Here is a 25,266-nt window from a genome sequence, read left to right as displayed (position 1 = left end):
CATCCCCAAAAAAGAGGGGATGTGGTTTTTTTATCATAAAAAGCTTGGAGATTTTATTTCTTCATATTGTTTAGGATGCAGTATTTTTGCAAGCTTGATAGCACCTTCAATAAGTCGTGGAGAAGGGCGACAATACAGCCATTCTTCCATTACATGAAGCTGTTCTAATTGAACGGCATGTAGCTCTTTAGCATATGGACGTTTTAATAAATTAGCAGGTTGGATACGTTCAAATGCTACACCAACCCAAGCCATCATGATATAGTCGGGCTTGCGTTCAACAACATCAGTCCAATCTGTTTGAACACTAGCAAGTTCAACATCTTGAAATAGATTAATGCCACCAGCAAGAGCACTAATTTCTGTTAGCCAATTTATTTTTCCAGGAGTGAAAATAGGGTTTGGCCACCATTCCCAATAGAGGGTAGGCTTCTTCGAAATTGTTTGTGCAATCGAATACATTTTTTCGATGGAATGCATGTACTCTTCAGCAATTGTTTTTGCCTGTTCCTCCACTTGACAAGCTTTACCAAGGGTCAGAAGATCTTGCGCAATTTCTTCTAATGAGTTTGCATTAAAAATAATATGAGGAATATTTCTTTCTTTTAGTGCCTCAATGTTTTTTTCCATACCTGGTACACTCAAGGAAGCCAGAACAAGATCAGGCTGTAATGCCTCTAATGCATCCATGTTAATTGATAAATCTGGCCCAAGCTGTGGCAGATCTTTAACTGTTGATGGCCAATCGGAATAATCATCGACTCCAATGAGCTGGTCTGTCAGCCCTAAATAGGCAACTAATTCTGTATTACTAGGACAAATTGAAATTAAGCGCATATCGTATTCTCCCATCCTTTTTAAGAAAAGTATAGCGAGAGTTTCCATGATAGACAATGTGTGTATTTCGAGCCCATAAAAAAGTGGAGAAAACATTTGTTTTCTCCACCCTATGTCATAGGCTTATAGGAAACCGTCGATTAAGAAAGGGCAACTGCCTCGAGTGACTCTTCTTTTTTCACAATAGGTCCCATTGCATTTGTGATGATTTGTTTGATATCCTCTAGTGTTGCTTTACGAGGGTTCGTCTCAGCACACACATCTAACAATGCATTTTTTGCTAAGATCTCAATATCCTCATCTTTTGCCCCTAATTCACGGAAGCCACTAGGAATATTTAAATCTTGTGATAATTTCTCAATAGCTGTAATAGCCTTTTCAGCGGCATCGCGCTTACTTAAACCTTCTACGTTTTCTCCTAATAATTCAGCGATACGAGCAAAGCGCTCTGTACGTGCTGTAACATTAAATCGACAAACATGTGGCAATAAAATAGCATTACACACGCCATGCGGTAGGTTATAGAAACCACCCAATTGATGAGCAATTGCATGAACATAGCCAAGTGATGCATTATTAAAGGCCATTCCCGCTAAAAATTGTGCATATACCATTTGTTCACGAGCTTCTATATCAGCTCCATTTGCATAGGCACGTGGTAAAAATTCAGGAATCAGTTGCAGTACTTTTTCAGCACATGCATCTGTAATTGGTGTAGCATTCGTAGAAACGAATGATTCGATGGCATGTGTTAATGCGTCAACGCCAGTAGCTGCTGTAAGAGCAGGAGGTAAACCAATCATTAGTTCTGGATCATTAATAGAAAGTAACGGAGTCACATGTTTATCCACAATCGCCATTTTTACTTTACGAGCTGTATCCGTAATAATGGTGAAACGAGTCATTTCACTTGCAGTGCCTGCCGTTGTATTAATTGCAATTAATGGCACAAGTGGATTTTGTGATTTATCAACGCCTTCATAATCATGAATGCGTCCACCATTCGAAGCAATAAGTCCGATACCTTTTGCTGCATCGTGTGCGCTGCCTCCTCCAAGAGAAACAATAGAATCGCAGTTTTCAGCATGATACACTGCAATACCATCTTCAATGTTTTGATCTGTTGGATTTGGTTCTGCTTTAGGGAAAATTGCTACATCAATTCCAGCAGCTGTAATGATGTTTGCAATTTGTTCTGAGAGACCTAATTTGTGTAGGCCCTCATCTGTTACGATTAATGTCTTTTTCACTTCTAAATCATTTAAGCGCTTACCAACTTCTTGAATTGCTCCAGGTCCAAATAAGTTTGTTTTCGGCATAACAAATTGCTTTAGAACGTCTGACATATTTCCAACCCCTTTTAAAAAATTATTATTGCTTGAATGATGGTGAACCACCTTTCGCAATTCATCGTATTCTATTTTTTGTAAAAGTTCAACTCGTATTTTTATTAAAAATGTTAATTTTCTTCATGTTATTATTTTACAAAAAAGTTAAAGCGATGAAAGGGGTATGGAATGTTGTTTTGTAGTAGAATATTGAATTTAAAAAGGTTTTAAAAATATTTTATTATGAAAGTAAAATATATTTTTTGGAAAACAGTTCTATTTTGATGATCTAATGAATAGTAAATAACTGATATTTTGTTTTTATTATAAAGGTAGTGATTATGTTATTTTGAAACTATGTAATTGCTATTTTAAAGTACATAAAATTGTCACAATAGTAAGAGAGAAAAATTATTGTTGGTTATAATTGGGGCAATGCGTCTGCGCTAAAAAAGTAGTGCATCATTTTGAAGAAATTAGTGGAAATAAAAATTCTTGCATTCGATAATCTAATTAAAAGGTGATTTTATTGACAAAAAGCAAGAAAACGTACACACATAAAGATGATTTACCAGTATTAGGGGTAGGGCCGTATATTCAGATGTCTTCTTCAAGTGATACAAATCAAGATGCCAAGCTGTGATTAATGTTGTTATGGTTAAGTGATTATGTGTTGGATGTAGCAAACAATGAGTTAGCTTCTTTGGGCATTACAGAAAGTAAATTAGACTTCTTATTATTGCTGACTCTACATAAAGTTAAACGAGCGACTCCATCCGCTGCTACATTCGTTTCAGCATTAATGATTCAAAGCAAAAAACGTAGGTTTGAATTGTTCAGAGGAGTTAGAATCATTTAGATTAAATGGTAAAAAATAAAAAAGCCCTGAAACCTTGATATACAAGGGATTTCAGGGGTTTTGTTGGCATCATTTGCAGAGCAAATTGATTAACGAGAGTAGAACTCTACGATGAATGCTTCGTTGATTTCAGCTGATAATTCAGAACGCTCTGGAAGGCGAGTGAATGTACCTTCTTTTTTGTCAGCATCGAATGTTAAGTAGTCAGGTACGAAGTTGTTTACTTCGATTGCTTCTACTACTACAGCAAGGTTTTGAGATTTTTCACGAAGAGAAATCGTTTGACCTGGTTTTACGCTGTATGATGGGATATCAACGCGTTTGCCATCTACTAAGATGTGACCGTGGTTAACTAATTGACGAGCTCCACGACGAGTACGAGCTAAACCTAAACGGTAAACTAAGTTGTCAAGGCGAGTTTCAAGAAGGATCATGAAGTTTTCACCGTGAACACCTTTCATTTTACCAGCGCGGTTAAATAGAGTACGGAATTGACGTTCGTTCATACCATACATATGACGAAGTTTTTGTTTTTCTTGAAGTTGTAAACCGTATTCTGATAATTTTTTACGTTGGTTTGGACCGTGTTGTCCTGGTGCGTAAGGACGTTTTTCGATTTCTTTACCTGTACCGCTTAGTGAGATACCAAGACGACGTGATAATTTCCAAGATGGACCTGTATAACGAGACATATTGTTGTCTCCTCCTTTAAATTTGGTTTTTTTGTTGTAAAACAAAAACCAGTAGTACCCGTTCTTACACGCATTTTATTTTCATGTACTTTCGCCTATGCAGCCGTTAGGTTACACAATACACCATCTAATTTTCATTACTGATCATCTAAGTAGTTGTATATAAGAAAATAGAGGAATAAAATACAATCATAAGCTTATACCACTGCTGCGTTTATTTTACACAACCTCCATTGTAACTGCTTAGGACAAGGACGTCAATTATTAGCTAGTAAAAAAATATAAAAGAACATAGTAGGAATAAAGTGTACCCTTTGTAAAGGACATTTTGAAAAAGGTTAGACAACTTCTTGAAGCTGCAGTCTGTATTTTACAGGCGGCAGCTTTTTTAAATTCCACTGACCTCGATAATGGTTATAATAGATCATATAGCTTTTCACTTCTTGTTTTACATCTTCTAATGTCTCACAATCTTTTATATTCGTCTCATCTTTAAAATGCCCAAAGAATGATTCTTGAGGTGCGTTGTCCCAACAGTTTCCTCGGCGTGACATCGATTGACCTAAGCCCATTTGTTTCACGAGTTTTTGGAACGCTGGATTGGTATAATGAAAACCTTGGTCTGAATGGATGAAGGCGTCCTGAGCTAGATGCTTTAGCTTTTTCAGTTTTTTCAAAGTGTCGAGCACAATTTCCATTGTGATGCTATCTGCTACTTCATACGCCAAAATCTCATTCGTCTCAGCGTCTTTAATCGTTGATAAATAAGCACGTTTACCATTTTTATATGTCAAATATGTGATATCCGTTAAGAGGACTTTACCAGCCACGCCTTGTTTAAATTGGCGTTCGAGCAGATGTGGACACGTACGATGTTCTTGTGTGGCTTTGGCTAGACGACGATAAGGATTTGCTTTACGAATTGGACAGATAATCCCGAACTTCTTCATAATGCGGCGAATTCGCTTCAGATTATAGGTAATACCATATTGATGGTGAAGCGTCATTTTGATTTGACGGGCTCCTTTGTGACGTCGTCGGAATCGATATGCTTTTAAAATCACTTCCTTTACGACTTCATCTGCTTGGTGTTTCATCGCTCTTTTTTGAAGAGATTCTTCCTTAAAATAGTTATAATAGCCTGAGCGTGATACCTCCAACACTTCACAAAGATAGCGTACCATTCGCTTCAATCCATACGTTTCAATCGTTTGACCAATTAGTTCAAATTTCAGTTCTGGTGCGAGTTTTATTTCTTTTTCAACATCTGCCTTTCGAGTAAATCGATCTTTTTTAATAGTTCGTTTTCCGCTTCTAGTAAACGCATTTTTGCTTCAAGTCGTGCATACTTTTCCTCTATACTTAATTCTCGCTCGATAGGACGTCCTGTACCGTGTTTTCGAGAATCTTCTAAACCGGTGATTCCACGTTTTTTATAAGCTGTTCTCCACCTAGTACCTGCTCTGTGAATACGTGTTATACCAATCGCTTCCACGTCAAATCCCGCTTCTTCAAAAATTTCTCTTGGTAATTTTCCTGTTTCAGATTGTGCAATAAATAAGCGTTTAAACTCATCCGTATACGTAATCGCTTTATCGCTCACAGCTTTTACATACGGATTCTTTTTTAATTCATTTTGTTGGTGGGGTGTTAAAAAGTTCTTAGTCATAGTAGTGGCTCCGAATCTTGTTTTTTTCAATTATAAACAAAAATGCCCTATAAGATGACCTTTTTCAAGTGTCTATCTTATAGGGTACAGTTTAGAAATTCCTCACTACCTATTTTAAATAATATGGGAATAGTTAATGATACGCTGTGTTATGTAAATTGTAAAAGTAAGGGATAATTACATAGTCAAAATGACACAAATTATGTATAATATATTATAAGTTAATAGTAATTGATTTGGACGTTATATAGAAAAGGTGATTTCATGACAGACCATTTACAAACGCTAAAATATATAAAATCTGATGTTTTGAGCTTTTGGGTGAGTTCTTATGAAGAACAAACTAGTTTTAATGGGTATTTTTGTTCATTGAAACAGTTTCTAAAGAAGCGCTTGAAAATTGATAATGCTGCTTTTCTTAGTTTTGAAGGTAATTCCTTAATCCCAATAGAAGAGATGGCTTCATTAACAATTGAAACAAAGCTAAATGCTGTGTCATGGCTGATGATCGAAGCTAGTTTTTATCAACAAAAAGTAGTGAAAATTCCTTATATATTGAAAGCAAGACAGGCCTATTCAATGATGACAGATATGGTGCTTTTCCAAGCAGAGGGCAAAAATCCCATTGGTGTATTACTTGTGGAGGCAACAGAGTCTTGGACAGACTTTATGACCTCGGAGTATGGTGAAGAGTGTATAGAAATACTTTCAAAGGTTCTTCAAATGATTAAAGACAATTTAGATGTCAAAATAAATGAAGACCAATATAGAAAACTATATAACATGACTGATTTATTTCATTCAACAATGGATATTGATTTAATTTTAGAAAATGTATTAAAAAATATACGGGATAATTTTCCTGAGTTTAATGTGGAGCTTATTTTATCGAATGATCAAGATCGACACACGACCATCGATATTAAGCTTTTTGATTATTTATCAGAAAGACCTGCTACTATTGAAGCCTTTGTATCAGGAGAGTTAACCACAGAGCTAGCGAGCGATTTAAATTGTCGGTTGTTAAATGCACCGATTAAGGGCAGGCAAGCTATTTATGGCATCTTGCAAGTAAGTGCTCCCACCACTTATCTTTTTTCAACAACCGAAAAAGATTTTGTACGGATGCTGGCACAAGCTTCAGGAAATGCTCTTGAAAATGCAAAATTATATCATCAATCGCATCGCCTCGTAAGTGATTTACAACTCATCAATGAAACTTCGCATCGTTTAAATATGCGAATTGACATTCATGAAATGTTACTTTTCCTACAAAAGCAGTTACTGAAATCCTTTCAGCCAATGGAAGTTTGTTTCGCATTTAAAAAACATGATACATTTGAAATAACAGGTGCAAGTACCTCCCTGTTCCATTCAGAAAATGGTCAAAGTTATATAAAACATGTTGAACAGCACTTTGCTCAAACGAATGATCCACTATTTGTTGCCGATTTCAGCCGTCTAACTCCTAATCAAATTGAGTATCGCTCGATTATGGCGATTCCTATACTTATGGAGGAAAAGATTAATGGTTTCAGTATTGTTTTACATAAAGAGCCATATTTCTTTTCATTCGATAGTTTCAAATTAATGCAATCTTTAATTCACCACTCATCATTAGCCATTGCAAACTCAATTTTACGAACACAGCTACAGGAAATGGTCGATTTGGATCATTTAACGAAACTGTATGCCCGCAGTTACCTCGATCAGTTTGTAGAAAAATCACTTGAATATGATCAATCGGGTATGTTTTTGTTAATTGATATTGATAATTTTAAACGTATTAATGATACGTATGGTCACCAAGTTGGAGATAAAATTCTTGTTCAGATTGCGGTTCAATTAAAAGAGACTATTGGAAGTCGTGGGATATGTGCAAGATGGGGTGGAGAAGAAATGTCTGTCTATGTGCCTAACATCGATGAAAAAGAAGCTTTAGAATTAGCATCAACCATTGTGGAAGTCATCCCAAGTGCCACAGATCCACAAGTAACCATTTCTGCGGGTCTTATAACATGGGATGAGCGAGATCGACCAGCATTCCAATCTGTGTTTTTGCATGCCGATACCGCCTTGTATGAAGCGAAAAATAGCGGGAAAAATCGCTTTTGTACTCACAATGGTTCGTACCAAACGAATTCATAGGTTTGATAAATGTAAATGGTTGTTTAAATAAATTGCCCTGAAATGACAATATAAAACATTTCAGGGCAATTTTTAATATTGTATTATAAATGGTTAAGGAGTGTTTTAACAAATTTTTCTAAGCCATTGCGATCTTCCGCTGAAAATCGATTCACAATAGGACTATCGATATCTAACACACCAAGAATTTCACCTTGCTTCATTAGCGGTATAACAATTTCAGACTGCGATGCAGCATCACAGGCAATATGGCCTGGAAAATTGTGTACATCTTTCACGACAACTGTTTCTCTTGTTGCCACAGCTGTACCACAAACACCACGCCCAATAGGGATTCTAACACAGGCAGGCAGGCCCTGGAATGGTCCTAACACAAGCTCATTTTCCTGTAAAAGATAGAAACCAACCCAGTTAATGTTCGTTAAAAATTGATTTAACAGAGCAGAGGCATTACTTAAATTGGCGATTTGATTGGTTTCGCCAGTTAATAGTGCATCTAATTGTTTTGACAATGTCAGATATTGGTCAGCAATTGATCCTTCGTAATTAATTTGTGTAAACATACTAAGCACCTCGTTTAAAAGTTATTTATATTGGTAATATAACGTTATAGTGTTGATGTAAGTCTTCTACGCTATGTGCATCTGAACCAAATACATATGGTAGTTTAATAGCTTGACTATAATTGATAAGGGCAAATGGTGGATAGGGCTCCTGACAATATTGTTTACTTAAACCAGCACTATTTAAATCTAATTCATAGCCCGCGAATTTCATGCTGTCTAATATTTCTTTGATACGTGGGGTGTCATTGATTTTTTCGTTGTGCGCTAGTTGAAATTTATGAATAAGCGATGGGTGCCCAATCCGTTTTGGTTTGTAAGGACCAAGATCTGCTTTAATCGATTGTAGGACTGTATCATAATATAAATCATAAACCTGTTCAACAGAGCCAACTTTTTTTGAAAAATCAATAAAGCATTCAGAAGAAAAGTCGATACATACAAAGGTATCTTGCCATTTTAAAAAATGAACTGATAAAATAGCGTCATCTAAAAAATGTCCATATGTATCAAGGAATTGACGAGTTTCTTGTTCGTAGCCTTGGATGTAGTCAACTTCTAGTCCGATGCGGATGCGAATATCCTGTGCATACTGTTGTTGCAGATGCTGCAATTCTTCAATGTAAGGCATGAGATCATCGGAATTCATGCCACTATCTTGTTGTGGGGTTGGATCGACAAAACTTTTAGGCAATGGGGCGTGTTCTGTAAATGTTATATCTGTGAAATGTTGAGAAATCGCTTTTTCAATATATTGGTTGAATGAGTCCGTAGTACCATGTGGACAAAAAGGACTATGTATATGCCCATCACGTTTCATAATTTACCACTCCTTTAGCTCTATAGATACGCTATTTAAATATTTCACAATAGCGAAAATACAGTTTTCTGAAAAACACTTAAATTTTAGTACAAAAGGCGAAAACATAGTATATAATAAATACAACTAGCCAATTCGTTTATTGTAGAATAGGAGGCTTACGATGGAGTATATCATCATTCCGATTATCCTACTATTAATTTTAGCCATAGTAGGATTTATGATGCGAAGAAAACATGTTGCAATTATTGCAAAACTTGAAAATGAAAAATTACAAATACAACATAATCCTATAAATGAAGAAATTTCAAAAGTAAAATCTTTAAACATGAACGGTGAAACGGAAGAAATGTTTGAACGATGGCGCAATACTTGGGATGAAGTCATCGACGTACATATGACGAAAATAGATTCTCTTCTATTTGATGCTGAGGATCAAATTAATCGACTTCGTTTTAAAAGGGCAACTTTAATAGAACGTGAAATTGAAGATTACATTGAAAAATGCGACCAAGATAAAAATAAAATTTTAGAAGAACTGAATGAATTAATTGGCAGCGAAGAAAAAAATCGAATTGAAATCGAACAATTAAAAGAATACTATCGCTCTGCGAGAAAAACATTGCTGGCTCATCAGCATTCATTCGGTGTAGCATTACCTGCATTAGAGAAGAAGCTAGAGACATTTGTTCAAAAATTTGAAGAGTTCGATGTACTGACAAATGAAGGTAATTATTTGCAAGCACGAGAAATAGTCATTAGCTTAAATCAAGAATCCCAGCAGACATTCGAATATATTAATGATGTTCCAAGTATTTTAACGGAAATTCAAGTAAAGCTACCAGGTGCGGTTCAGGAATTGCGTAATGGTCAGCGTGAAATGGAAGACCAATCGTACTATTTACAGCATTTAGAATTGACAGAGGCACTTAATAAATATGAAAAAGAATTTGATGCATTAAAACAGGAACTTGCAGAGCTGAATTTAAAAGTTGTGAAACCTCGTGTGACAGAAATAAATGAAGAAATCGATCATTTTTATGATTTACTTGAAAAAGAAGTTATTGCTAAAAATTATGTAGATCAAAATTGTGATCGTTTATTAAGTTCTATCACCAATGTCATTTCTTCAACAAAATTAGTGAATGACGAGGCAACTTATGTACAGCAAAGTTATCATTTAAATGAAAAGGATGCAGAAATTCCAAAAGCTGCTTTAAAACAATTGGAAGCACTGCAACGTCGCTATGATCTATTAGCTATGCGAGTTAGGGAAGAAAAATCGGCTTATTCTAGCTTACAGGAAGAGTTAATCGAAATTAGTGAAGAGCTTGAACGAATTCATGAGGAACAAGGTCATCTATCAAATACAATGAAGAAACTTCGAATAGATGAAAATAAGGCACGCGCTCAAGTCGAAAACTTAAAGAAAATATTACAGGATACTGATCGTTTATTAAACAAGGCAAATATTCCTGGAATTCCTGAGGAGATGGATGCACGTCTTGATGAGGCAGCAGAGCACATCTATGTTGTCATGCAAAGCTTGCAAGAAGTACCGCTTAATATGGGTACTGTTCATAATAATCTAAATGCAGCAACACTTTGTGTAGAGGATGTTAAAGCAAAGGCACATGAGTTAATAGAAAATGTGATGCTCATTGAGCGTATTATTCAGTACGGTAATCGCCACCGTGCGTCAAACCCAAAATTGAATGGACGTTTAAGAGAAGCAGAAGATGCTTTCCACCAATTCCGTTATGCAAAGGCTTTAGAAGAAGCAGGTACTGCAGTGGAAGAAATGGAGCCAGGTGCCTTAAAGCGTATTCAAGAAATGGTTGCCGAAGAATTCACAGCAAAATAATTTAAATAACCTTTTGAGCTGTCTAAAAAGTATAGCGATTACTTTTTAGACAGCTTTCTATTTATTGCTTAGATTAGGATGTGATTCAGTATGAAGCTGGCAATCAAAGAAATGAATGAACAGTTCGCAAGTGAAATTTTACAATGGCAATATGTAGCACCTTACGATTTTTACAATAATGAATTATCAGATGACAATGTACAAGAAATGCTTGATAATCCTTACTTTGCGATCATTAATAATCAGAGTGAATTAATCGGCTATTATTGTACAGGTACGGCAGCACAAGTACCAAAAGGACAAGATGTCGGGGCATACGTAGAATGCTGTGTAGATATTGGAATTGGTATGAAGCCAAATCTAACGGGTCAAGGATTAGGAACGGCATTTTTTTCGTTTATTGTACAAACAGTTCAAGAAGAACATCATCTACCGCTACGTTTAACAGTGGCCCAATTTAATAAGAGAGCAATCCATCTTTATGAAAAATTAGGTTTTGTTAAAGCGATCGAATTTAGTACACCAACAGAGTTTGTCACAATGCTGAAAATGTAGGATATCATTAAAATTGAAAGAATCGTTAAAGTTAGTGGTCAATCGCCAAAGATTGCGTTATGATAAATACCGTTAAATCAACGTTTTGAAAGTGTGTGAAAAGTTATGGTTAATACAATTTATTTTGATAATAGTGCAACAACTAAGCCTTTAAAAGAGGTTATGCAGGCATTTATGGTTGTGAATGAGCAGTATTATGCCAACCCTGCTTCTATCCATGCTATGGGTGTTGAAGCAAATGATTTATTAATGCGTGCGCGTGAGCAAGTAGCAGATATTTTGCAGACAGAGGCAAAAAATGTGCTATTTACTTCAGGTGGTACAGAATCAAATAATGCAGCTATTTTTGGCATAGCACGTAGTAATACGCATATAGGAAAGCATATTTTAACGACTGAAATTGAACATCCATCCGTGTTAGAAACAATGAAGCAACTTGAAAAGGAAGGCTATGATGTTGAGTATCTTCGTGTTGATCAAAATGGAGTGATTTCTCTAGACGAGCTTCGTACTAAAATACGAAAAGACACAATATTAGTTAGCATCATGCATGTGAATAATGAAATGGGTGCGATTCAGCCTATAAAGGAAGCAGCAAAAATGATTCATGATATGAGTCGTGCAGCCTTTCATGTTGATGCTGTGCAAAGCTTTGGGAAATTAACAATATCCTTTAAAGAAGAAGAAGGACCTGATTGTATTTCTATCTCGGGTCATAAAATTCATGGCTTTAAAGGCTCAGGAGTATTAGCATTCCGTAAACCTATAAGATGGCAGCCTTTTGCGCTTGGTGGAGGTCAGGAATTTGGTATGCGCAGTGGTACTGTAGCAGTTCCACAAGCTGTTGCTTTAGCGAAAGCGGCTCGACTGGCTGTTGAAACAATGAACGAACGCGCAAATAATTACCGTCAATGGCACGATGAAATCCGAACTCAACTAGAAAGTTATGGCGAAGCAGTGCATATTTTATCAACCCCACAGGGAGCTGCACATATTGTGTCATTTAGTGTTCGTGATTTAAAAGGGGAAGTTATTATTAATGCTATGCAAAAACGTGGTGTCATTGTCTCAACATCAAGTGCGTGTTCTTCCAAGCAAACGAAAACAAGTCATGTTGTCGAGGCACTTCACCTTGACGAGCATTATAAGAAAGGCGTAATTCGCCTTAGCTTTGGCGCACATAACACAAAAGAAGATATAGAAAACTTTAAACAAGTACTAGCAGAAGTAATGTTGGAACTCAAAGGAGAAAATAAGTAAATGATTTGGAAAGAAATTTTAATACGATATGGTGAGCTTTCTACAAAAGGTCGCAACAAAATGGATTTTATCCGCCGCTTACGTGAAAATATTCGTCATGCCTTTGCAGATTTAGGTCAATTGCATATTCGCACAGAACGCGACCGTATGTTTATTGCCATAGAAGACGAAGCACAAATGCAAAAGCTAATTACAGGCTTACCTAAAATTTTTGGAATTCAATCATTTAGCCCTGTAGCTGCATGTGAAAAAGATATGGACAGTATGAAAAAGCTCGCTATCACGATTATGGAGACATTTAAAGACGAGCAACATACTTTTAAAGTAGAGGTAAAACGTACTGATAAAACATTTCCTTTAGAATCTCACGCCATTCAACGTGAGATCGGAGGCTATGTATTACCGCAATTTCAAAATTTATCTGTCAAAGTGAAGCAGCCTGATATTGAGCTACGCGTAGAAGTTCGCCACGATGCAACTTATATGATGGCACAAGTCATTCCTGGTGCAGGTGGAATGCCTGTAGGATCAAATGGCAAGTCATTATTAATGCTATCTGGCGGTATTGATAGCCCTGTCGCAGGTTATTTAATGATGAAGCGTGGTGTGCGATTAGAGGCAATTCACTTCTTTAGTCCACCTTATACAAGCCAAAATTCACTGGAAAAAGTTAAAGTGCTTGCCAATGAATTAACAAAATTCGGTGCTAGTATTCGTTTACATGTCATTCCTTTTACTGAAATACAAGTTCTTATTAAAGAAAAAGTACCTTCTAACGTATCGATGACGACAACACGCCGAATGATGTTGAAGGTTGCTGATCAGGTGCGTGAGGAAATTGGGGCACTTGCCATTGTAACAGGCGAAAGTCTTGGGCAAGTAGCGAGTCAAACACTTGAAAGTTTAACAGCGATTAATGCTGTAACGAACACACCTATTTTGCGTCCGTTAATTTCATCAGATAAACTCGAAATCATTGATATTGCAGAAAAAATCGGCACATACGAAACATCTATTCAGCCATTTGAAGATTGCTGTACGATTTTTACACCAGCAAGTCCAAAAACAAAACCAAAGCTTGAAAAGGTTGAGCATTATGAAAGCTTCTCTGACTTTGATGAATTGATCGAGCGAGCAGTGAAAAATCGCGAGGTCTATATTTTCCCTAAGAAAGAAGAACAACAACAAGATAAATTTGCAGATCTTCTATAAGGATTTAAAAGCCGTCTCAAAGCCGTTTTGAGACGGCTTTTTTGCATGGATATCGTTATTCCAATGGAGGTACAATTTACCTCTAATTTTTTTGTATTAAAAATCTAATATCGCACATTCTATATTCACAAGGAGGTGAGAAACATGGCTTCAAACAACAACCGTAGTTCAAACCAGCTTGCAGTACCTGGTGTACAACAAGCACTAGATCAAATGAAATACGAAATTGCACAAGAATTTGGTGTTCAATTAGGAGCTGAAGCTTCAGCTCGTGCCAACGGTTCCGTTGGTGGTGAAATCACTAAACGTCTTGTACAAATGGCAGAATCTCAATTAAAAGGTATGCCAAACAACAACCAATAAATGCTGATTAAGCATTTATAAACTTAAAACCAGTGACCGTAAAAGGCACTGGTTTTAGTTTGTTTATTGTTCATTTATTTATACAAGATAAAGATCTAAATGTATTTACTGTATGCTCCACATCTTCGCTTTCACAGATAGCTGAAATTACAGCAACACCATCAGCCCCAGTTTGAAATACAGTTTGTGCATTTGTGCAGTTTATTCCACCAATCGCTACAATCGGTAATTCAGGATAAAGAGAACGAGCCTGCTGTAAAAAAGATGTACCACATGGTGGTTGTGCATCACTTTTAGAGGATGTTGGAAAGATTGGACCGATCCCAACATAATCAGCTTGATGGTTAATAGCTATTTGTAATTCTTCCTCGCAATGGACAGAAACACCAAGAATCATGTTCCCAATTTTTTTACGAGCTTCACCTACAGGCAAATCATCTTGCCCGATATGAACTCCATCAGCTTCCAGTCGTATCGCAAGCTCAATATCGTCATTTACGATAAAGGGTACATTATATTGATGACATAGTTTTTGACATTGGCGTGCAAATTGTTCATAGGCAAGATCAGTTAATGCATGAGGGCCTTTTTCACGAAATTGAAACATTGTAATGCCTGCTTGTAAGGCTTTTTCTAGGATATAGATAGGTTGTTGTTGAGGAGACACGTTGCTGGTACCCATAATAAAATAAAGCTGCAAATCCTCACGTTTCATGAATCATCACCTCACAGGCATCCTTATACTGTTGGTAAGCAAAATGATTAGTGGGTCCATGACCATTTCCAATCGATAAATCATACATAATTGCTAATTGGATAAACTTTTTAGCTTCAATAATAGCTTCTTCCATAGCAAATCCTCGCCCAAGAAAAGCAGTAAGTGCTGCCGAAAATGTACATCCAGTACCGTGCGTATTTTTTGTTTGGATTCGAGGAGACTGCATCGAAAAAGAAGGTCCATTTTTGATAAATACGTAATCAATAGCATAAAGTGGATTTGCTAAATGACCACCTTTAATGATGACACATTGTACACCTAGCTGTAACAAGCTTTGAGCTACGTCTTTTATGTCTTCAAAATGCTGAATAGTTCTCCCTGTAAGTGTCTCTGCTTCGGGTATGTTGGGCGTAACAACCGTAGCAAGTGGTAGTAAAGTTGAGCATAAGGCATTGATAGCTTCTTGCTGTAATAGGCTTTCTCCTCCTTTTGCGATCATCACTGGATCAACAATCAGTGGAATGTTTAGCTCACCGATCATGCGTGCAATGGCTTTGATAATATCTGCCGAATAAAGCATTCCTGTTTTAATCGCAGCTATTGGAAAATCTTCTACTAAGGCTTCAAATTGTTTTTTTATAAAGGAAACGTCAATTGGACAAACACCTGATACACCCAATGTATTTTGTGCAGTTAAAGCAGTAATCACAGAAGTACCAAACACTTCTAATTCCTGAAATGTTTTTAAATCAGCCTGTATACCTGCACCGCCCCCACAATCTGAGCCGGCGATTGTCGTTACAATATGCATGAAGTTGCACCATCCTTTGACAAACGATGTATAGCATTGAGGAAAGCTATTTGAAAATCACCAATGTCTGCAGTAAATGCTGATGCTAGTACACCTGCTTTTTTATAGTAAGTTAGGGTCTCCGTTAATTGTTGGTAAGGGCTATGGCTTACACTATAGGCTGCACCACAAATTGCGCTAAGTAAACAACCTGTACCCGTAACTTCTGTCATTTGTGGATGACCACCAGCGATCCATTGGCTATGCTTGCCATCAGTTATAAAATCACGCTCTCCCGTTACAATAACAATGCATTGATAGCGTTGAGCTAATGATGTGGCTTCTACTTCCATTGCGATAGTGCCTTGCCCACTATCGACGCCTTTTTGTTGCCAATCTACACCAGCTATTGCTGCAAGCTCGCCGAGATTACAGCGAATCACGGCAAATTGTATGTTCTCAAGTAAGTTTCTTACGGTTTCCTTACGATAAGTTGTGGCTCCAACTCCGACAGGATCTAAAATAACAGGAATACCAAGTGCATTGGCTTTTATACCTGCTAATAACATGGCACTTTTTGTGCGATCATTGAGTGTTCCGATATTAATTAATAATGCTTGAGCAATCGCTACCATTTCCTCTACCTCTTGACAGTCATCGGCCATTACTGGTGAAGCACCTATCGCTAATAAACCATTTGCTTGAAAATTTGCCACTACATAATTGGTGATGCAATGGATAAGTGGTTGCTGTTGACGAATTGTTTGAAAAATCATTGTAGTCCTCCTTTTGGGATGGACGTAAGCATGCAAAAAAGGCCCTTTTTGTGTAAAAATGCACGAAAAAGAGCCTTTCATCTGAAAAAACGATGTTATTGCTCCCTACGTCAGTATTAACTAACAGGTTCAAAGGGTCAGGTTTTACCTTCTCAACTCTTACGAGTCCCCCTGCAATCTTGCTTATAGTTGACCAAAATGTACCATACTTTTCATTTGTATTCAATAGCAAGTTTTCCTATGGATAAAATGTGACCGATGCCATATAGGAGAGTATGATAGTTGTCATGACTTTACCGAAATCAAGCACAAACCATTGAAAATGCTGAAAAAAGAGTTTTATAATGTGTCATAGCAAAAGGGAGGCAATTGCCATGAAAAGACAAGATTTAATTGCACCAGAATGGTATAACATAGCAGAGGAAATTGAAAAATATGCTCAGGATGCAACCAAAAATGCTTTAATCATTTATGAAGAAAACCAAGACATCCAATGTATTACATATGCACATTTATTGGAAAAGGCAAATCAAGCAGCACATGTTTTCACCAAGCAAGGCTTAAAGAAAGGTGATGTCATTTTAGTGATGGTCCCACGCTCTGTGGAAGCATATATTGTATATATTGCTGCATTGAAAGCGGGTTTAACCATTATTCCAAGTTCTGAAATGTTAAGAACAAAGGATATTGAGTATCGAATTCATCATGCAAATGCTAAAGCAGTTATTGCATTTGAACCCTATATCGAACAGTTTGATCAAGTGGGAAATTTACAAGGCTTACTGCAATTTGTCATAGGAAATGCGCACAAACCTTGGCAAAACATACTTGAAAAGATGCATAATCAACCTACAACCTACATAAATCCTATCCCAACAAAAAGCACAGACAATGCATTTTTAGCCTATACAAGTGGAACAACAGGAAATCCCAAAGCAGCAGTGCATACGCATAGTTGGGGCTATGCACATTTACGAACAACAGCACCACATTGGATGGGTGTACAAGAAAATGATATTGTTTGGGCAACTGCAGCACCAGGATGGCAAAAATGGATATGGAGTCCGTTTCTAGCTATTTTAGGTAGTGGTGCTACTGCATTTGTCTACAAAGGTAAATTCGATGCAGCTTCTTATCTAGCATTGCTTGAGAAATTCAAAATTAATGTACTATGCTGTACACCAACTGAATATCGTTTTATGGCAGCGCTTGAAAATTTACATGAATATGATCTAAGTGCCATTCGCCAAGCCGTATCAGCTGGTGAGCCATTAAATAGTGAGGTCATTAAAGTATTCTTGGAAACATTCAAATTACAAGTACGAGATGGCTATGGACAAACGGAAAATACATTATTGGTGGGCACAATGGTAGGGATGGAAGCAAGAGTTGGCTCTATGGGGAAACCTACTCCCGGCAACACTGTTGAAATTATTAATGATTTGGGCAAACCCGTTACAATCGGAGAAGTGGGTGATATTGCTGTACATCGTGAAACACCAGCCCTCTTTAAAAAATATTTAAATGATCCTGAACGTACAAATTTACAATTTCGTGGGGATTGGTATATTACAGGAGATCGAGCCTATAAAGATGAAGATGGCTACTTTTGGTTTGATGGTCGAGGAGACGATGTCATTATATCCTCAGGCTATACAATTGGCCCTTTTGAAGTAGAGGATGCTTTAATGAAGCATCCAACCGTAAAAGAGGCTGCTGTCATTGCGAGTCCTGATAAAGTCCGTGGGAATATCGTCAAGGCATTTATCGTTCTACACAATGGTGAAAAAGGTGATGCAGCGCTTATTCAAACACTTCAAAGTCATGTAAAATCACTGACTGCCCCTTATAAATATCCACGTGCTATTGAATTTGTAGAGGAGCTACCCAAAACATCTTCCGGGAAAATTAGACGTGTCGAATTACGACAACAAGAAATTAAAAACCTCCAATCTTAATCATTTCCTAGGAAATAATGTCGAAAATCAAAGTTCATCAATGGTATGGACTTTGATTTTTTAAATTTTTTTAGGTAAGGTAATATGAGGAAATAAACAGCTTAAAGCTTTTTGCATTTAATTATTGCAAAAAAATGAAACAAATAAGCAAGTCATACGTATTACGTGTTGAGGAGGCGGAAAGACATGAATGTAAAAAGGTGGGTTGCTTTAGTAGTGGCAGGTGTTCTCTTACTATTTTCGTTAGGAATTAATACCATTTTTGCGCTATTTAAAGCAGATTTCCTAGGTAATTTTGATAGCTTAATGGCAGGTAATAGCTTAGATGTATATGAAAATGTCATTGAAGGGGAAAATTTTGATAAGCGAATTGCTTATTTAAAGGTAGATGGAACGATTCAAGATATCGGCTCAAGTACATTGTGGCAACCAGTTGCCTATGACCATCAATTTTTCTTAGAACAATTGGATAATATTTTATATGATGAGACCATACAGGGGGTTGTTTTAAGCGTTAATTCACCAGGTGGTGGTGTAAAGGAATCAGCAGATATCTATAAAAAGCTACTAAAAATTAAAGAGGAACGACAAATTCCGATTTATGTATCGATGGATTCTATGGCAGCTTCAGGTGGTTATTATATTTCGGCCCCAGCAGATAAAATATTTGCCCATCGTGATACAATAACAGGTTCTATTGGTGTTATCATGCAATCTATTAACTATCAAGAGCTGGCTGAAAAAGTAGGGGTCAAATTTGAGACGTTTAAATCGGGAGAGCATAAAGATATGTTAAGTCCAATGCGTGAAGTGACAGCAGAGGAACGTGCAATGATGCAAGATATGATTAATGAAACGTACGAAGAATTTGTAGATATTGTAGAACAGGGACGTAATATGTCTGAAGCAGAAGTGAAGAAGGTTGCAGATGGTCGTATTCTTGGCGGTACAAAAGCGCTTGAAGCAGGATTAATTGATGAGATTGGTGATGAAGAAGCGACCATTGCAGCTCTTCGTGAAGATTATGGACTTGAAGATGCGGCTTTATTTGAGTATTCATACGATATGGGCGGCTGGCAATCATATGTTGGTATGAAAATTGGCTCCATGTTTGGTCCATCTGCAGAAGAAAAAATGCTAATGAAAATCATGACGGACTATAGCGCACCGAAAATGATGTATCTTTATGGGGAATACTAAGGGGGGAGCACAATGACAAACAATGAAATTGTTATGCAAGGTTCACCCTCTATGGAAAATGGCTTTCTTATGAATATATCAGGAGAATCAGCAAATGATAAAAACTATGCATTAAAAACTGCTGGTTTTTGGGTACGATTTTGGGCATTTTTATTAGATGGATTCATCATTTCTGCTATAGGTGGAATACTTGTTAATCCAATCTTCTATTTAATGGATTGGTCCCTATCTGATTCTGTTTGGTATGCGCCGATTTCTATTATTACAGCAATCTTCTACTATAGCTACTTTGTGCTGATGACAAAGTTCTTTGGGCAAACACTAGGGAAAATGGTGTTTGGATTACGTGTAATTTCATTAAAGCACGATCAGCTAACTTGGTCAGATGTGTTATTCCGTGATTGGATTGGTCGTATCATCAATAATATTTTTATGCCACTGTATATTTTGGTAGTGATTTTGCCAGAAAATCAAGGTTTACATGATTATTTTGCTGATACAACAGTGGTGCATGAAAAAATCTTTATTGAAAAGGCTTCAACACCGACTACTTTACCAAAACAAGAAGAGCAAATAGAAGCTTTTGTGCAAGAAGAAAAAATAGATCTAGCCAAGCTAGAGGAAAAAAATGAACAATAAACATAAGACTGTCTCCTAATTTGAGACAGTCTTATCTATTTCTAAGTATGTAAGCTATGATAGTTGCAATTAATTCCCTCCATTTAGTAATATTATGTACATATGATGATTAGGAGGCGTTTATATGGCACAAGTAACATTTAAAAATGGTCCAGTGACACTAGTAGGCAATGAAGTAAAGGTGGGCGATCAAGCTCCAGATTTTACGGTATTAGCAAATGACCTATCACCTGTAACATTAAATGATTCAGAAGGAAAAATTCGTTTATTTAGTGTTGTACCATCATTAGATACTGGTGTATGTGATGCGCAAACACGCCGATTCAATGAGGAAGCTGCTAACTTAGGTGATAATGTAGTTATTTATACTGTATCTGTGGATCTTCCATTCGCTCAAAAGCGCTGGTGTGGTGCAGCAGGTATTGATGCAGTCCAAACTGTATCAGATCACCGCGATCTTTCATTTGGTGAGGCATATGGCGTATACATTCAAGAATTACGTCTTCTGACACGTGCAGTATTCGTTGTGGATGCAAACAATAAAGTAACATATGTTGAATATGTACCTGAAGCTACAGATCATCCAAACTATGAAGCGGCCATTGCAGCTGTCAAAGCACTAGCATAATAAGCTGCTTTTAGGCTAAGATAATACTAGACAAAGGGGCTGTGACAAGTGTTTGTCACGGCTCTTTTCTGCGTGAAAGGAAGTTAGAAATGGAAAATATCGAAAAGTTATTTGGTTTGCTAAATGAGCATGCCGAAAAAATCGAAAAAGAACAGAATATAACGTTACTAGAAGGGTTATTAGATGGGTTAGAGGCATGGCTTGATGGCGAAGTTGATTTTTCTCAAAAAGATGCAACAAAAGAGGATATACGTAAAGCTATTCAAATTGCTATTTTAAAAGGAATGCGCAAAGGCTCACAGCCGAATCATCAAATGACTCCTGATACGTTAGGGTTATTAGTGGGCTACTTTGTGGAGCAAATTTTTGCAGAGAGTCTTGAAAATGAAAAGATCTCGATCATGGACCCAGCAGTAGGCACAGGTAATTTATTACTGACGGTTATGAATTTATTAGATGGAAAAGTGGAAGCAACAGGTGTAGAGGTTGATGAGCTACTTATTCGCCTCGCTGCGGCAACTGCTGATTTAATAGAACAGCCTATTTCTTTATACCGTCAAGATGCCTTAGAAGATTTATTGGTCAATCCAGTTGATGCAGTTATTTGTGATTTACCTGTAGGTTATTATCCAAATGAAGAAGTGGCACTCAATTATGAATTATGTCCAGCAGAAGGGATGAGTTATGCCCATCATTTATTCATCGAGCAATCAATGAATTATACAAAAGATGGCGGCTATTTATTTTTCCTTGCACCATCTCATCTTTTTGAGTCAGAGCAGTCTAAGCAATTACACAAGTACATTCAAAAGCATGCGTGGATTCAAGCGATTATTCAATTACCTGACTCTATGTTTGCTAATAAGTCATTAGAGAAGAGCCTGGTGATTTTACAAAAACAATCGAAGGAATTGAAAGCACCTAAAGAAGTTCTATTAGCTAAAGTCCCAAATATGCAGAATAAGCAGGCTCTTGCACTATTCTTTGAAAAAGTGAAGATGTGGAAAGAGGGCAAGTAAGTGCTATTAAGTGCAAGTAAAAAGGTATCCTATACAAGGATACCTTTTTATGTATTACAAAATTAATTTTCTGGTGTACGGATAACTAGTACGTCACATTTAGCTGAACGTACGATAGCCTCAGATACAGAACCGATTAAGAAGCGTTCTACTGCATTTAGACCAGTTGCACCACAAATGATTAAATCTGCGTCTACGATGTTAGAAAGCTCTTTTGTTATGATATTTTTTGGAGAGCCATACTCGATGATAAGATTAACATTCGTTAAACCTTCATCTTCAGCTTGCTTTTTATAACCATTTAATAGTTCTTCAGAAAATGCTTGAGCACGTTCTGCGATGGAGCGGTCATATGCTTCGATAGCAGCAAATGAACGAGTATCGATTACATTTACTAGATTTAATACTGCACCTTCGTTTCGTTTTGCCACATCAATCGATTTACGAAACGCGTATTCAGCTTCTTTTGAACCGTCTACTGCAACAACAATGCTTTTATAATGATTAGCCATTTGAAAAACCTCCCTGATTTGTATATGTTGATTATACCAAATGATTTTCTAAAGGAAATACTTTCCGCAAGAAAAATTATGAAAATGTGAAGGCATTTCATGTAGATATGTGAATTAAATATAAATACTCAATTCCCACTATTTGCAGTGTGTAAACCTCTTTTGCTCATTTGAAACTGCTCATGAATTAGCTTCCTTAACAACTATTTATTCGCCTTTTTAGTTTTTTAATATAGTAATTTATAATGGTTTATAACGTTAGAATATTTGTTATTTTGGAAATCTTATAAATTTTATCTGTATTTGCATTAGTTAAAGCTTTTTTTGCAATTGTTTGGTAATATGGAAGTGCAAGGGGTGCATCAAATTTAGTTACATAAATGATGCTTATTTCTTACGTTATGGAAGGGGATAGGAAACAATGAAGATTGGTATTCCAAAGGAAATTAAAAACAATGAAAACCGTGTAGCAATGACACCAGCAGGAGTTGTCACTTTAACACATGCAGGTCATGAAGTGTACATTGAAACTGGAGCGGGGCTAGGCTCAAGCTTTACGGATGCTGATTACATTGCAGCTGGTGCTCATATTGTTCAAACAGCTAAAGAAGCTTGGTCACAAGAAATGATTATGAAGGTAAAAGAACCTGTAGCTTCTGAGTATGATTACTTCTACGAAGGTCAAATTTTATTCACGTATTTACACTTAGCGCCAGAGGTTGAATTAACTCAGGCACTTTTAAATAAAAAAGTTGTAGGGATTGCCTACGAAACAGTACAATTAGCAAATGGCTCATTACCATTGCTAACACCAATGAGTGAAGTTGCTGGTAAAATGGCTACACAAATTGGTGCACAGTTCTTAGAAAGAAACCATGCTGGTAAAGGTATTTTACTAGGCGGTGTATCAGGTGTACAACGTGGGAAAGTAACAGTAATCGGCGGTGGTATTGCAGGTACAAATGCTGCAAAAATCGCTGTTGGTATGGGTGCGGATGTGACAGTTATTGATTTAAGCCCAGAGCGTTTACGTCAATTGGAAGATATGTTTGGACGTGATGTTCAAACATTAATGTCTAATCCATATAATATTGCAGAATCAGTGAAAGATTCAGATTTAGTTATTGGGGCGGTATTAATCCCAGGCGCAAAAGCACCGAAGCTTGTATCTGAAGAAATGATTCAATCAATGCAAGCCGGCTCTGTTGTAGTCGATATCGCAATTGACCAAGGTGGTATTTTTGCAACATCTGACCGTGTGACAACACATGATGATCCAACATATGTGAAGCATGGCGTTGTACACTATGCAGTTGCAAATATGCCTGGTGCGGTACCACGTACTTCTACAATTGCTTTAACAAATAATACAATTCCATATGCACTTCAAATTGCCAACAAAGGCTACAAACAAGCTTGCCTTGATAATGCAGCACTGAAAAAAGGCGTGAATACATTAGATGGACAACTTGTTTATAAAGCAGTGGCAGATTCACAGGGACTACCATTTGTCAATGTGGATGAGTTAATTCAATAAACTTTGCTAGACATAGGAAAAGGAAGCACACTAGTTGCTTCCTTTTTTGCATTATAGAATGATTAAATCTTTCGGGAATTTTGTTAATACCTCAACGCCATCTTTTGTTACGACAACATCATCCTCAATACGTACGCCTGTTACATCTGATTTATAAATGCCAGGCTCAATCGTAAAGACCATACCTTCTTCCATCGTCATCTCATTAGCACCTGTAACAGATGGGAATTCATGCACAGAAATACCAAGACCATGTCCAAGGCGGTGCGTGAAATAGTCACCATAACCAGCCTCTGTGATTGTATCACGTGCAATTTTGTCTAAGTCCATCGCACGAACACCTGGCTTTACTGCTGCGACAGCATTTGTGTTGGCAGCTAAAACAGTTTGATAAATTTCTTTTTGAGCTTCACTTGGCTCACCAAAAGCAACAGTACGTGTAATATCTGAGCAATAGCCATCGTAAATAACGCCAAGGTCAAATAGTACCATATCACCTTTTTCAATTTTACGTGCACCTGGCTTCCCATGAGGAGAGGCAGTTTTTGGACCACTCAATACCATTGTTTCAAAAGACATTTTACAGCCTTTATCTTGAATGGCACTTTCGATCGCTGTTAGGATTTCCATTTCTGTTTTACCTTCAGCAATTTCCTTGCAACCGATTTCAATTGCATAATCAGCCAACTCTGCAGCCTTACGTAATTTTTCTAATTCACTTTCATCTTTGATTACGCGCATCGCATTAATCTTTTCATCAAGACGCACAAAGCTAGCTTGAGGGAAAGATTGCTGTAAAGCTTCCAAGCGCTCAACAATGAGTTGAGCTTTTTCAATTGCAAATGTAGCTGGGGTGATTTGGCGTGCTACGATCGCTTGAGCAAGAACTTCCATCGAATTTTCTGTATCTTGATGGCCGATTACCTCATAGGACCATCCAGCAGCCTTTGCATCTGGAATCTCCATTTGTGGACAAATTAGAAAAGGCTCCGCATCTTTAAAAATCATCACGCCTAGTAATCTTTCATGTGGATTACTTTTAAAGCCTGAAACGTAAAAAACATTGTCAGGTGTTGTTACGAATGCTGCATCGATATGATTTTGCTGCAAGTAACGTTGGATTTCTTCAACCTTTGACATCAATATGTCCTCCTTTTATTGCATGGGAAATTTTACGTAAGAAAGCTTCGACTGCCTAAAAAAGTAGCGAGGATTCTTATCTAGTACTGAATAATTGTGCTCTAACGGGGTATAAGGCTGTTAGAGAATACTACGATTATTCTCTGTACAAGCATATCAAAAAAAGGGAAAAAGCGCAT

23 protein-coding genes and 1 riboswitch are annotated in these 25,266 nt (G+C 37.0%); of the genes, 12 read left to right on the top strand and 11 right to left on the bottom strand.

The window, feature by feature from the left end; translation table 11 throughout:
* Positions 1-33 precede the first annotated feature (33 nt).
* The 4 genes from MKZ14_RS16285 to MKZ14_RS16270 form a co-directional block, all read right to left on the bottom strand.
* Positions 34-837 carry a cobalamin-binding protein gene (locus tag MKZ14_RS16285; RefSeq protein WP_016991582.1) on the bottom strand — a complete coding sequence of 268 codons (804 nt, stop codon included), beginning with the start codon at positions 835-837 and terminating at the stop codon, positions 34-36.
* Between the two features lie 140 nt (positions 838-977).
* Positions 978-2,183, bottom strand: a complete 1,206-nt coding sequence (locus MKZ14_RS16280; RefSeq protein WP_036078383.1) for an iron-containing alcohol dehydrogenase — start codon at positions 2,181-2,183, stop codon at positions 978-980.
* A gap of 930 nt (positions 2,184-3,113) precedes the next feature.
* Positions 3,114-3,716 carry a 30S ribosomal protein S4 gene (gene rpsD, locus MKZ14_RS16275; RefSeq protein ID WP_016991579.1) on the bottom strand — a complete coding sequence of 201 codons (603 nt, stop codon included), beginning with the start codon at positions 3,714-3,716 and terminating at the stop codon, positions 3,114-3,116.
* A 338-nt stretch (positions 3,717-4,054) separates the two neighbouring features.
* Positions 4,055-5,385, bottom strand: a protein-coding gene (locus tag MKZ14_RS16270) for an IS3 family transposase (protein ID WP_339280222.1) whose coding sequence is annotated in 2 segments (ribosomal slippage) — positions 4,055-5,004 and positions 5,004-5,385 — 1,332 coding nt in all. Because the reading frame shifts where the segments join, the coding sequence is not laid out codon by codon here.
* 264 nt (positions 5,386-5,649) lie between these two features.
* On the opposite strand from MKZ14_RS16270, the gene MKZ14_RS16265 reads away from it, so the two are divergent.
* Complete coding sequence (locus MKZ14_RS16265; RefSeq protein ID WP_036078381.1) at positions 5,650-7,533, top strand: GGDEF domain-containing protein; 1,884 nt, start codon at positions 5,650-5,652, stop codon at positions 7,531-7,533.
* A gap of 83 nt (positions 7,534-7,616) precedes the next feature.
* On the opposite strand, the gene MKZ14_RS16260 is transcribed toward MKZ14_RS16265, so the two are convergent.
* Both MKZ14_RS16260 and hisJ read right to left on the bottom strand, forming a co-directional pair.
* On the bottom strand, positions 7,617-8,096 hold the full coding sequence (locus MKZ14_RS16260) for a GAF domain-containing protein (RefSeq protein WP_016991576.1): 480 nt from the start codon (positions 8,094-8,096) through the stop codon (positions 7,617-7,619).
* Between the two features lie 25 nt (positions 8,097-8,121).
* Positions 8,122-8,916, bottom strand: a complete 795-nt coding sequence (hisJ, locus tag MKZ14_RS16255) for a histidinol-phosphatase HisJ (RefSeq protein WP_016991575.1) — start codon at positions 8,914-8,916, stop codon at positions 8,122-8,124.
* A gap of 163 nt (positions 8,917-9,079) precedes the next feature.
* On the opposite strand from hisJ, the gene ezrA reads away from it, so the two are divergent.
* The 5 genes from ezrA (at position 9,080) to MKZ14_RS16230 (ending at position 14,170) form a co-directional block, all read left to right on the top strand.
* Positions 9,080-10,780: a septation ring formation regulator EzrA gene (gene ezrA / locus MKZ14_RS16250; protein WP_016991574.1), complete on the top strand. Its 1,701-nt coding sequence runs from the start codon at positions 9,080-9,082 to the stop codon at positions 10,778-10,780.
* 90 nt (positions 10,781-10,870) lie between these two features.
* Entirely contained in the window at positions 10,871-11,335 is a 465-nt protein-coding gene (locus MKZ14_RS16245) for a GNAT family N-acetyltransferase (protein ID WP_333005033.1), read from the top strand.
* Positions 11,336-11,440: 105 nt separating this feature from the next.
* Complete coding sequence (locus tag MKZ14_RS16240) at positions 11,441-12,595, top strand: cysteine desulfurase family protein (protein ID WP_016991573.1); 1,155 nt, start codon at positions 11,441-11,443, stop codon at positions 12,593-12,595.
* Positions 12,596-13,807, top strand: a complete 1,212-nt coding sequence (gene thiI / locus MKZ14_RS16235) for a tRNA uracil 4-sulfurtransferase ThiI (RefSeq protein ID WP_016991572.1) — start codon at positions 12,596-12,598, stop codon at positions 13,805-13,807.
* 144 nt (positions 13,808-13,951) lie between these two features.
* On the top strand, positions 13,952-14,170 hold the full coding sequence (locus MKZ14_RS16230; RefSeq protein WP_004226165.1) for an alpha/beta-type small acid-soluble spore protein: 219 nt from the start codon (positions 13,952-13,954) through the stop codon (positions 14,168-14,170).
* A gap of 70 nt (positions 14,171-14,240) precedes the next feature.
* Here the strand turns inward: MKZ14_RS16230 and thiE are convergent, their stop codons facing one another.
* Genes thiE through thiM form a run of 3 tightly spaced genes read right to left on the bottom strand, consistent with a single transcriptional unit; the run spans position 14,241 to position 16,454 of the window.
* Positions 14,241-14,885, bottom strand: coding sequence for a thiamine phosphate synthase (thiE, locus tag MKZ14_RS16225; protein ID WP_016991571.1), 645 nt, complete (start codon positions 14,883-14,885; stop codon positions 14,241-14,243).
* The gene (thiD, locus tag MKZ14_RS16220; RefSeq protein WP_258859361.1) at positions 14,875-15,699 is read right to left on the bottom strand and encodes a bifunctional hydroxymethylpyrimidine kinase/phosphomethylpyrimidine kinase; all 825 of its coding nucleotides are present in this window, start codon (positions 15,697-15,699) and stop codon (positions 14,875-14,877) included. Before thiD ends, thiE begins: the two co-directional genes overlap by 11 nt.
* Positions 15,687-16,454 (bottom strand): hydroxyethylthiazole kinase, encoded by a 768-nt coding sequence (gene thiM / locus MKZ14_RS16215; protein ID WP_016991570.1) that lies wholly within the window; start codon positions 16,452-16,454, stop codon positions 15,687-15,689. The genes thiD and thiM overlap by 13 nt, the downstream gene beginning before the upstream one ends.
* A gap of 85 nt (positions 16,455-16,539) precedes the next feature.
* Positions 16,540-16,637: riboswitch (TPP riboswitch) on the bottom strand.
* Between the two features lie 191 nt (positions 16,638-16,828).
* Here thiM and MKZ14_RS16210 point away from each other — a divergent pair.
* From MKZ14_RS16210 to MKZ14_RS16190, 5 genes are all read left to right on the top strand, one after another.
* Positions 16,829-18,412, top strand: a complete 1,584-nt coding sequence (locus MKZ14_RS16210; protein ID WP_016991569.1) for an acyl--CoA ligase — start codon at positions 16,829-16,831, stop codon at positions 18,410-18,412.
* Positions 18,413-18,598: 186 nt separating this feature from the next.
* Positions 18,599-19,612 carry a signal peptide peptidase SppA gene (gene sppA, locus MKZ14_RS16205; protein ID WP_016991568.1) on the top strand — a complete coding sequence of 338 codons (1,014 nt, stop codon included), beginning with the start codon at positions 18,599-18,601 and terminating at the stop codon, positions 19,610-19,612.
* A 12-nt stretch (positions 19,613-19,624) separates the two neighbouring features.
* Positions 19,625-20,251 carry an RDD family protein gene (locus MKZ14_RS16200; protein ID WP_016991567.1) on the top strand — a complete coding sequence of 209 codons (627 nt, stop codon included), beginning with the start codon at positions 19,625-19,627 and terminating at the stop codon, positions 20,249-20,251.
* Between the two features lie 124 nt (positions 20,252-20,375).
* Positions 20,376-20,879, top strand: a complete 504-nt coding sequence (tpx, locus tag MKZ14_RS16195; RefSeq protein ID WP_004226187.1) for a thiol peroxidase — start codon at positions 20,376-20,378, stop codon at positions 20,877-20,879.
* Positions 20,880-20,968: 89 nt separating this feature from the next.
* Complete coding sequence (locus tag MKZ14_RS16190) at positions 20,969-21,898, top strand: class I SAM-dependent methyltransferase (RefSeq protein WP_036078357.1); 930 nt, start codon at positions 20,969-20,971, stop codon at positions 21,896-21,898.
* 62 nt (positions 21,899-21,960) lie between these two features.
* On the opposite strand, the gene MKZ14_RS16185 is transcribed toward MKZ14_RS16190, so the two are convergent.
* On the bottom strand, positions 21,961-22,410 hold the full coding sequence (locus MKZ14_RS16185) for a universal stress protein (protein WP_004226191.1): 450 nt from the start codon (positions 22,408-22,410) through the stop codon (positions 21,961-21,963).
* Between the two features lie 421 nt (positions 22,411-22,831).
* On the opposite strand from MKZ14_RS16185, the gene ald reads away from it, so the two are divergent.
* Positions 22,832-23,947, top strand: a complete 1,116-nt coding sequence (gene ald / locus MKZ14_RS16180) for an alanine dehydrogenase (protein WP_004226195.1) — start codon at positions 22,832-22,834, stop codon at positions 23,945-23,947.
* Between the two features lie 51 nt (positions 23,948-23,998).
* Here ald and MKZ14_RS16175 read toward each other — a convergent pair whose 3' ends face one another.
* The gene (locus MKZ14_RS16175) at positions 23,999-25,087 is read right to left on the bottom strand and encodes a Xaa-Pro peptidase family protein (protein WP_016994812.1); all 1,089 of its coding nucleotides are present in this window, start codon (positions 25,085-25,087) and stop codon (positions 23,999-24,001) included.
* Between the last annotated feature and the right edge of the window lie 179 nt (positions 25,088-25,266).

The sequence above is a fragment of the Lysinibacillus sp. FSL P2-0066 genome, assembly GCF_037969495.1.
Lineage (GTDB): Bacteria > Bacillota > Bacilli > Bacillales_A > Planococcaceae > Lysinibacillus > Lysinibacillus boronitolerans.
The sequence above is the reverse complement of the archived record's forward strand: the minus strand, read 5'-3'. Positions and strand labels throughout refer to the sequence as shown.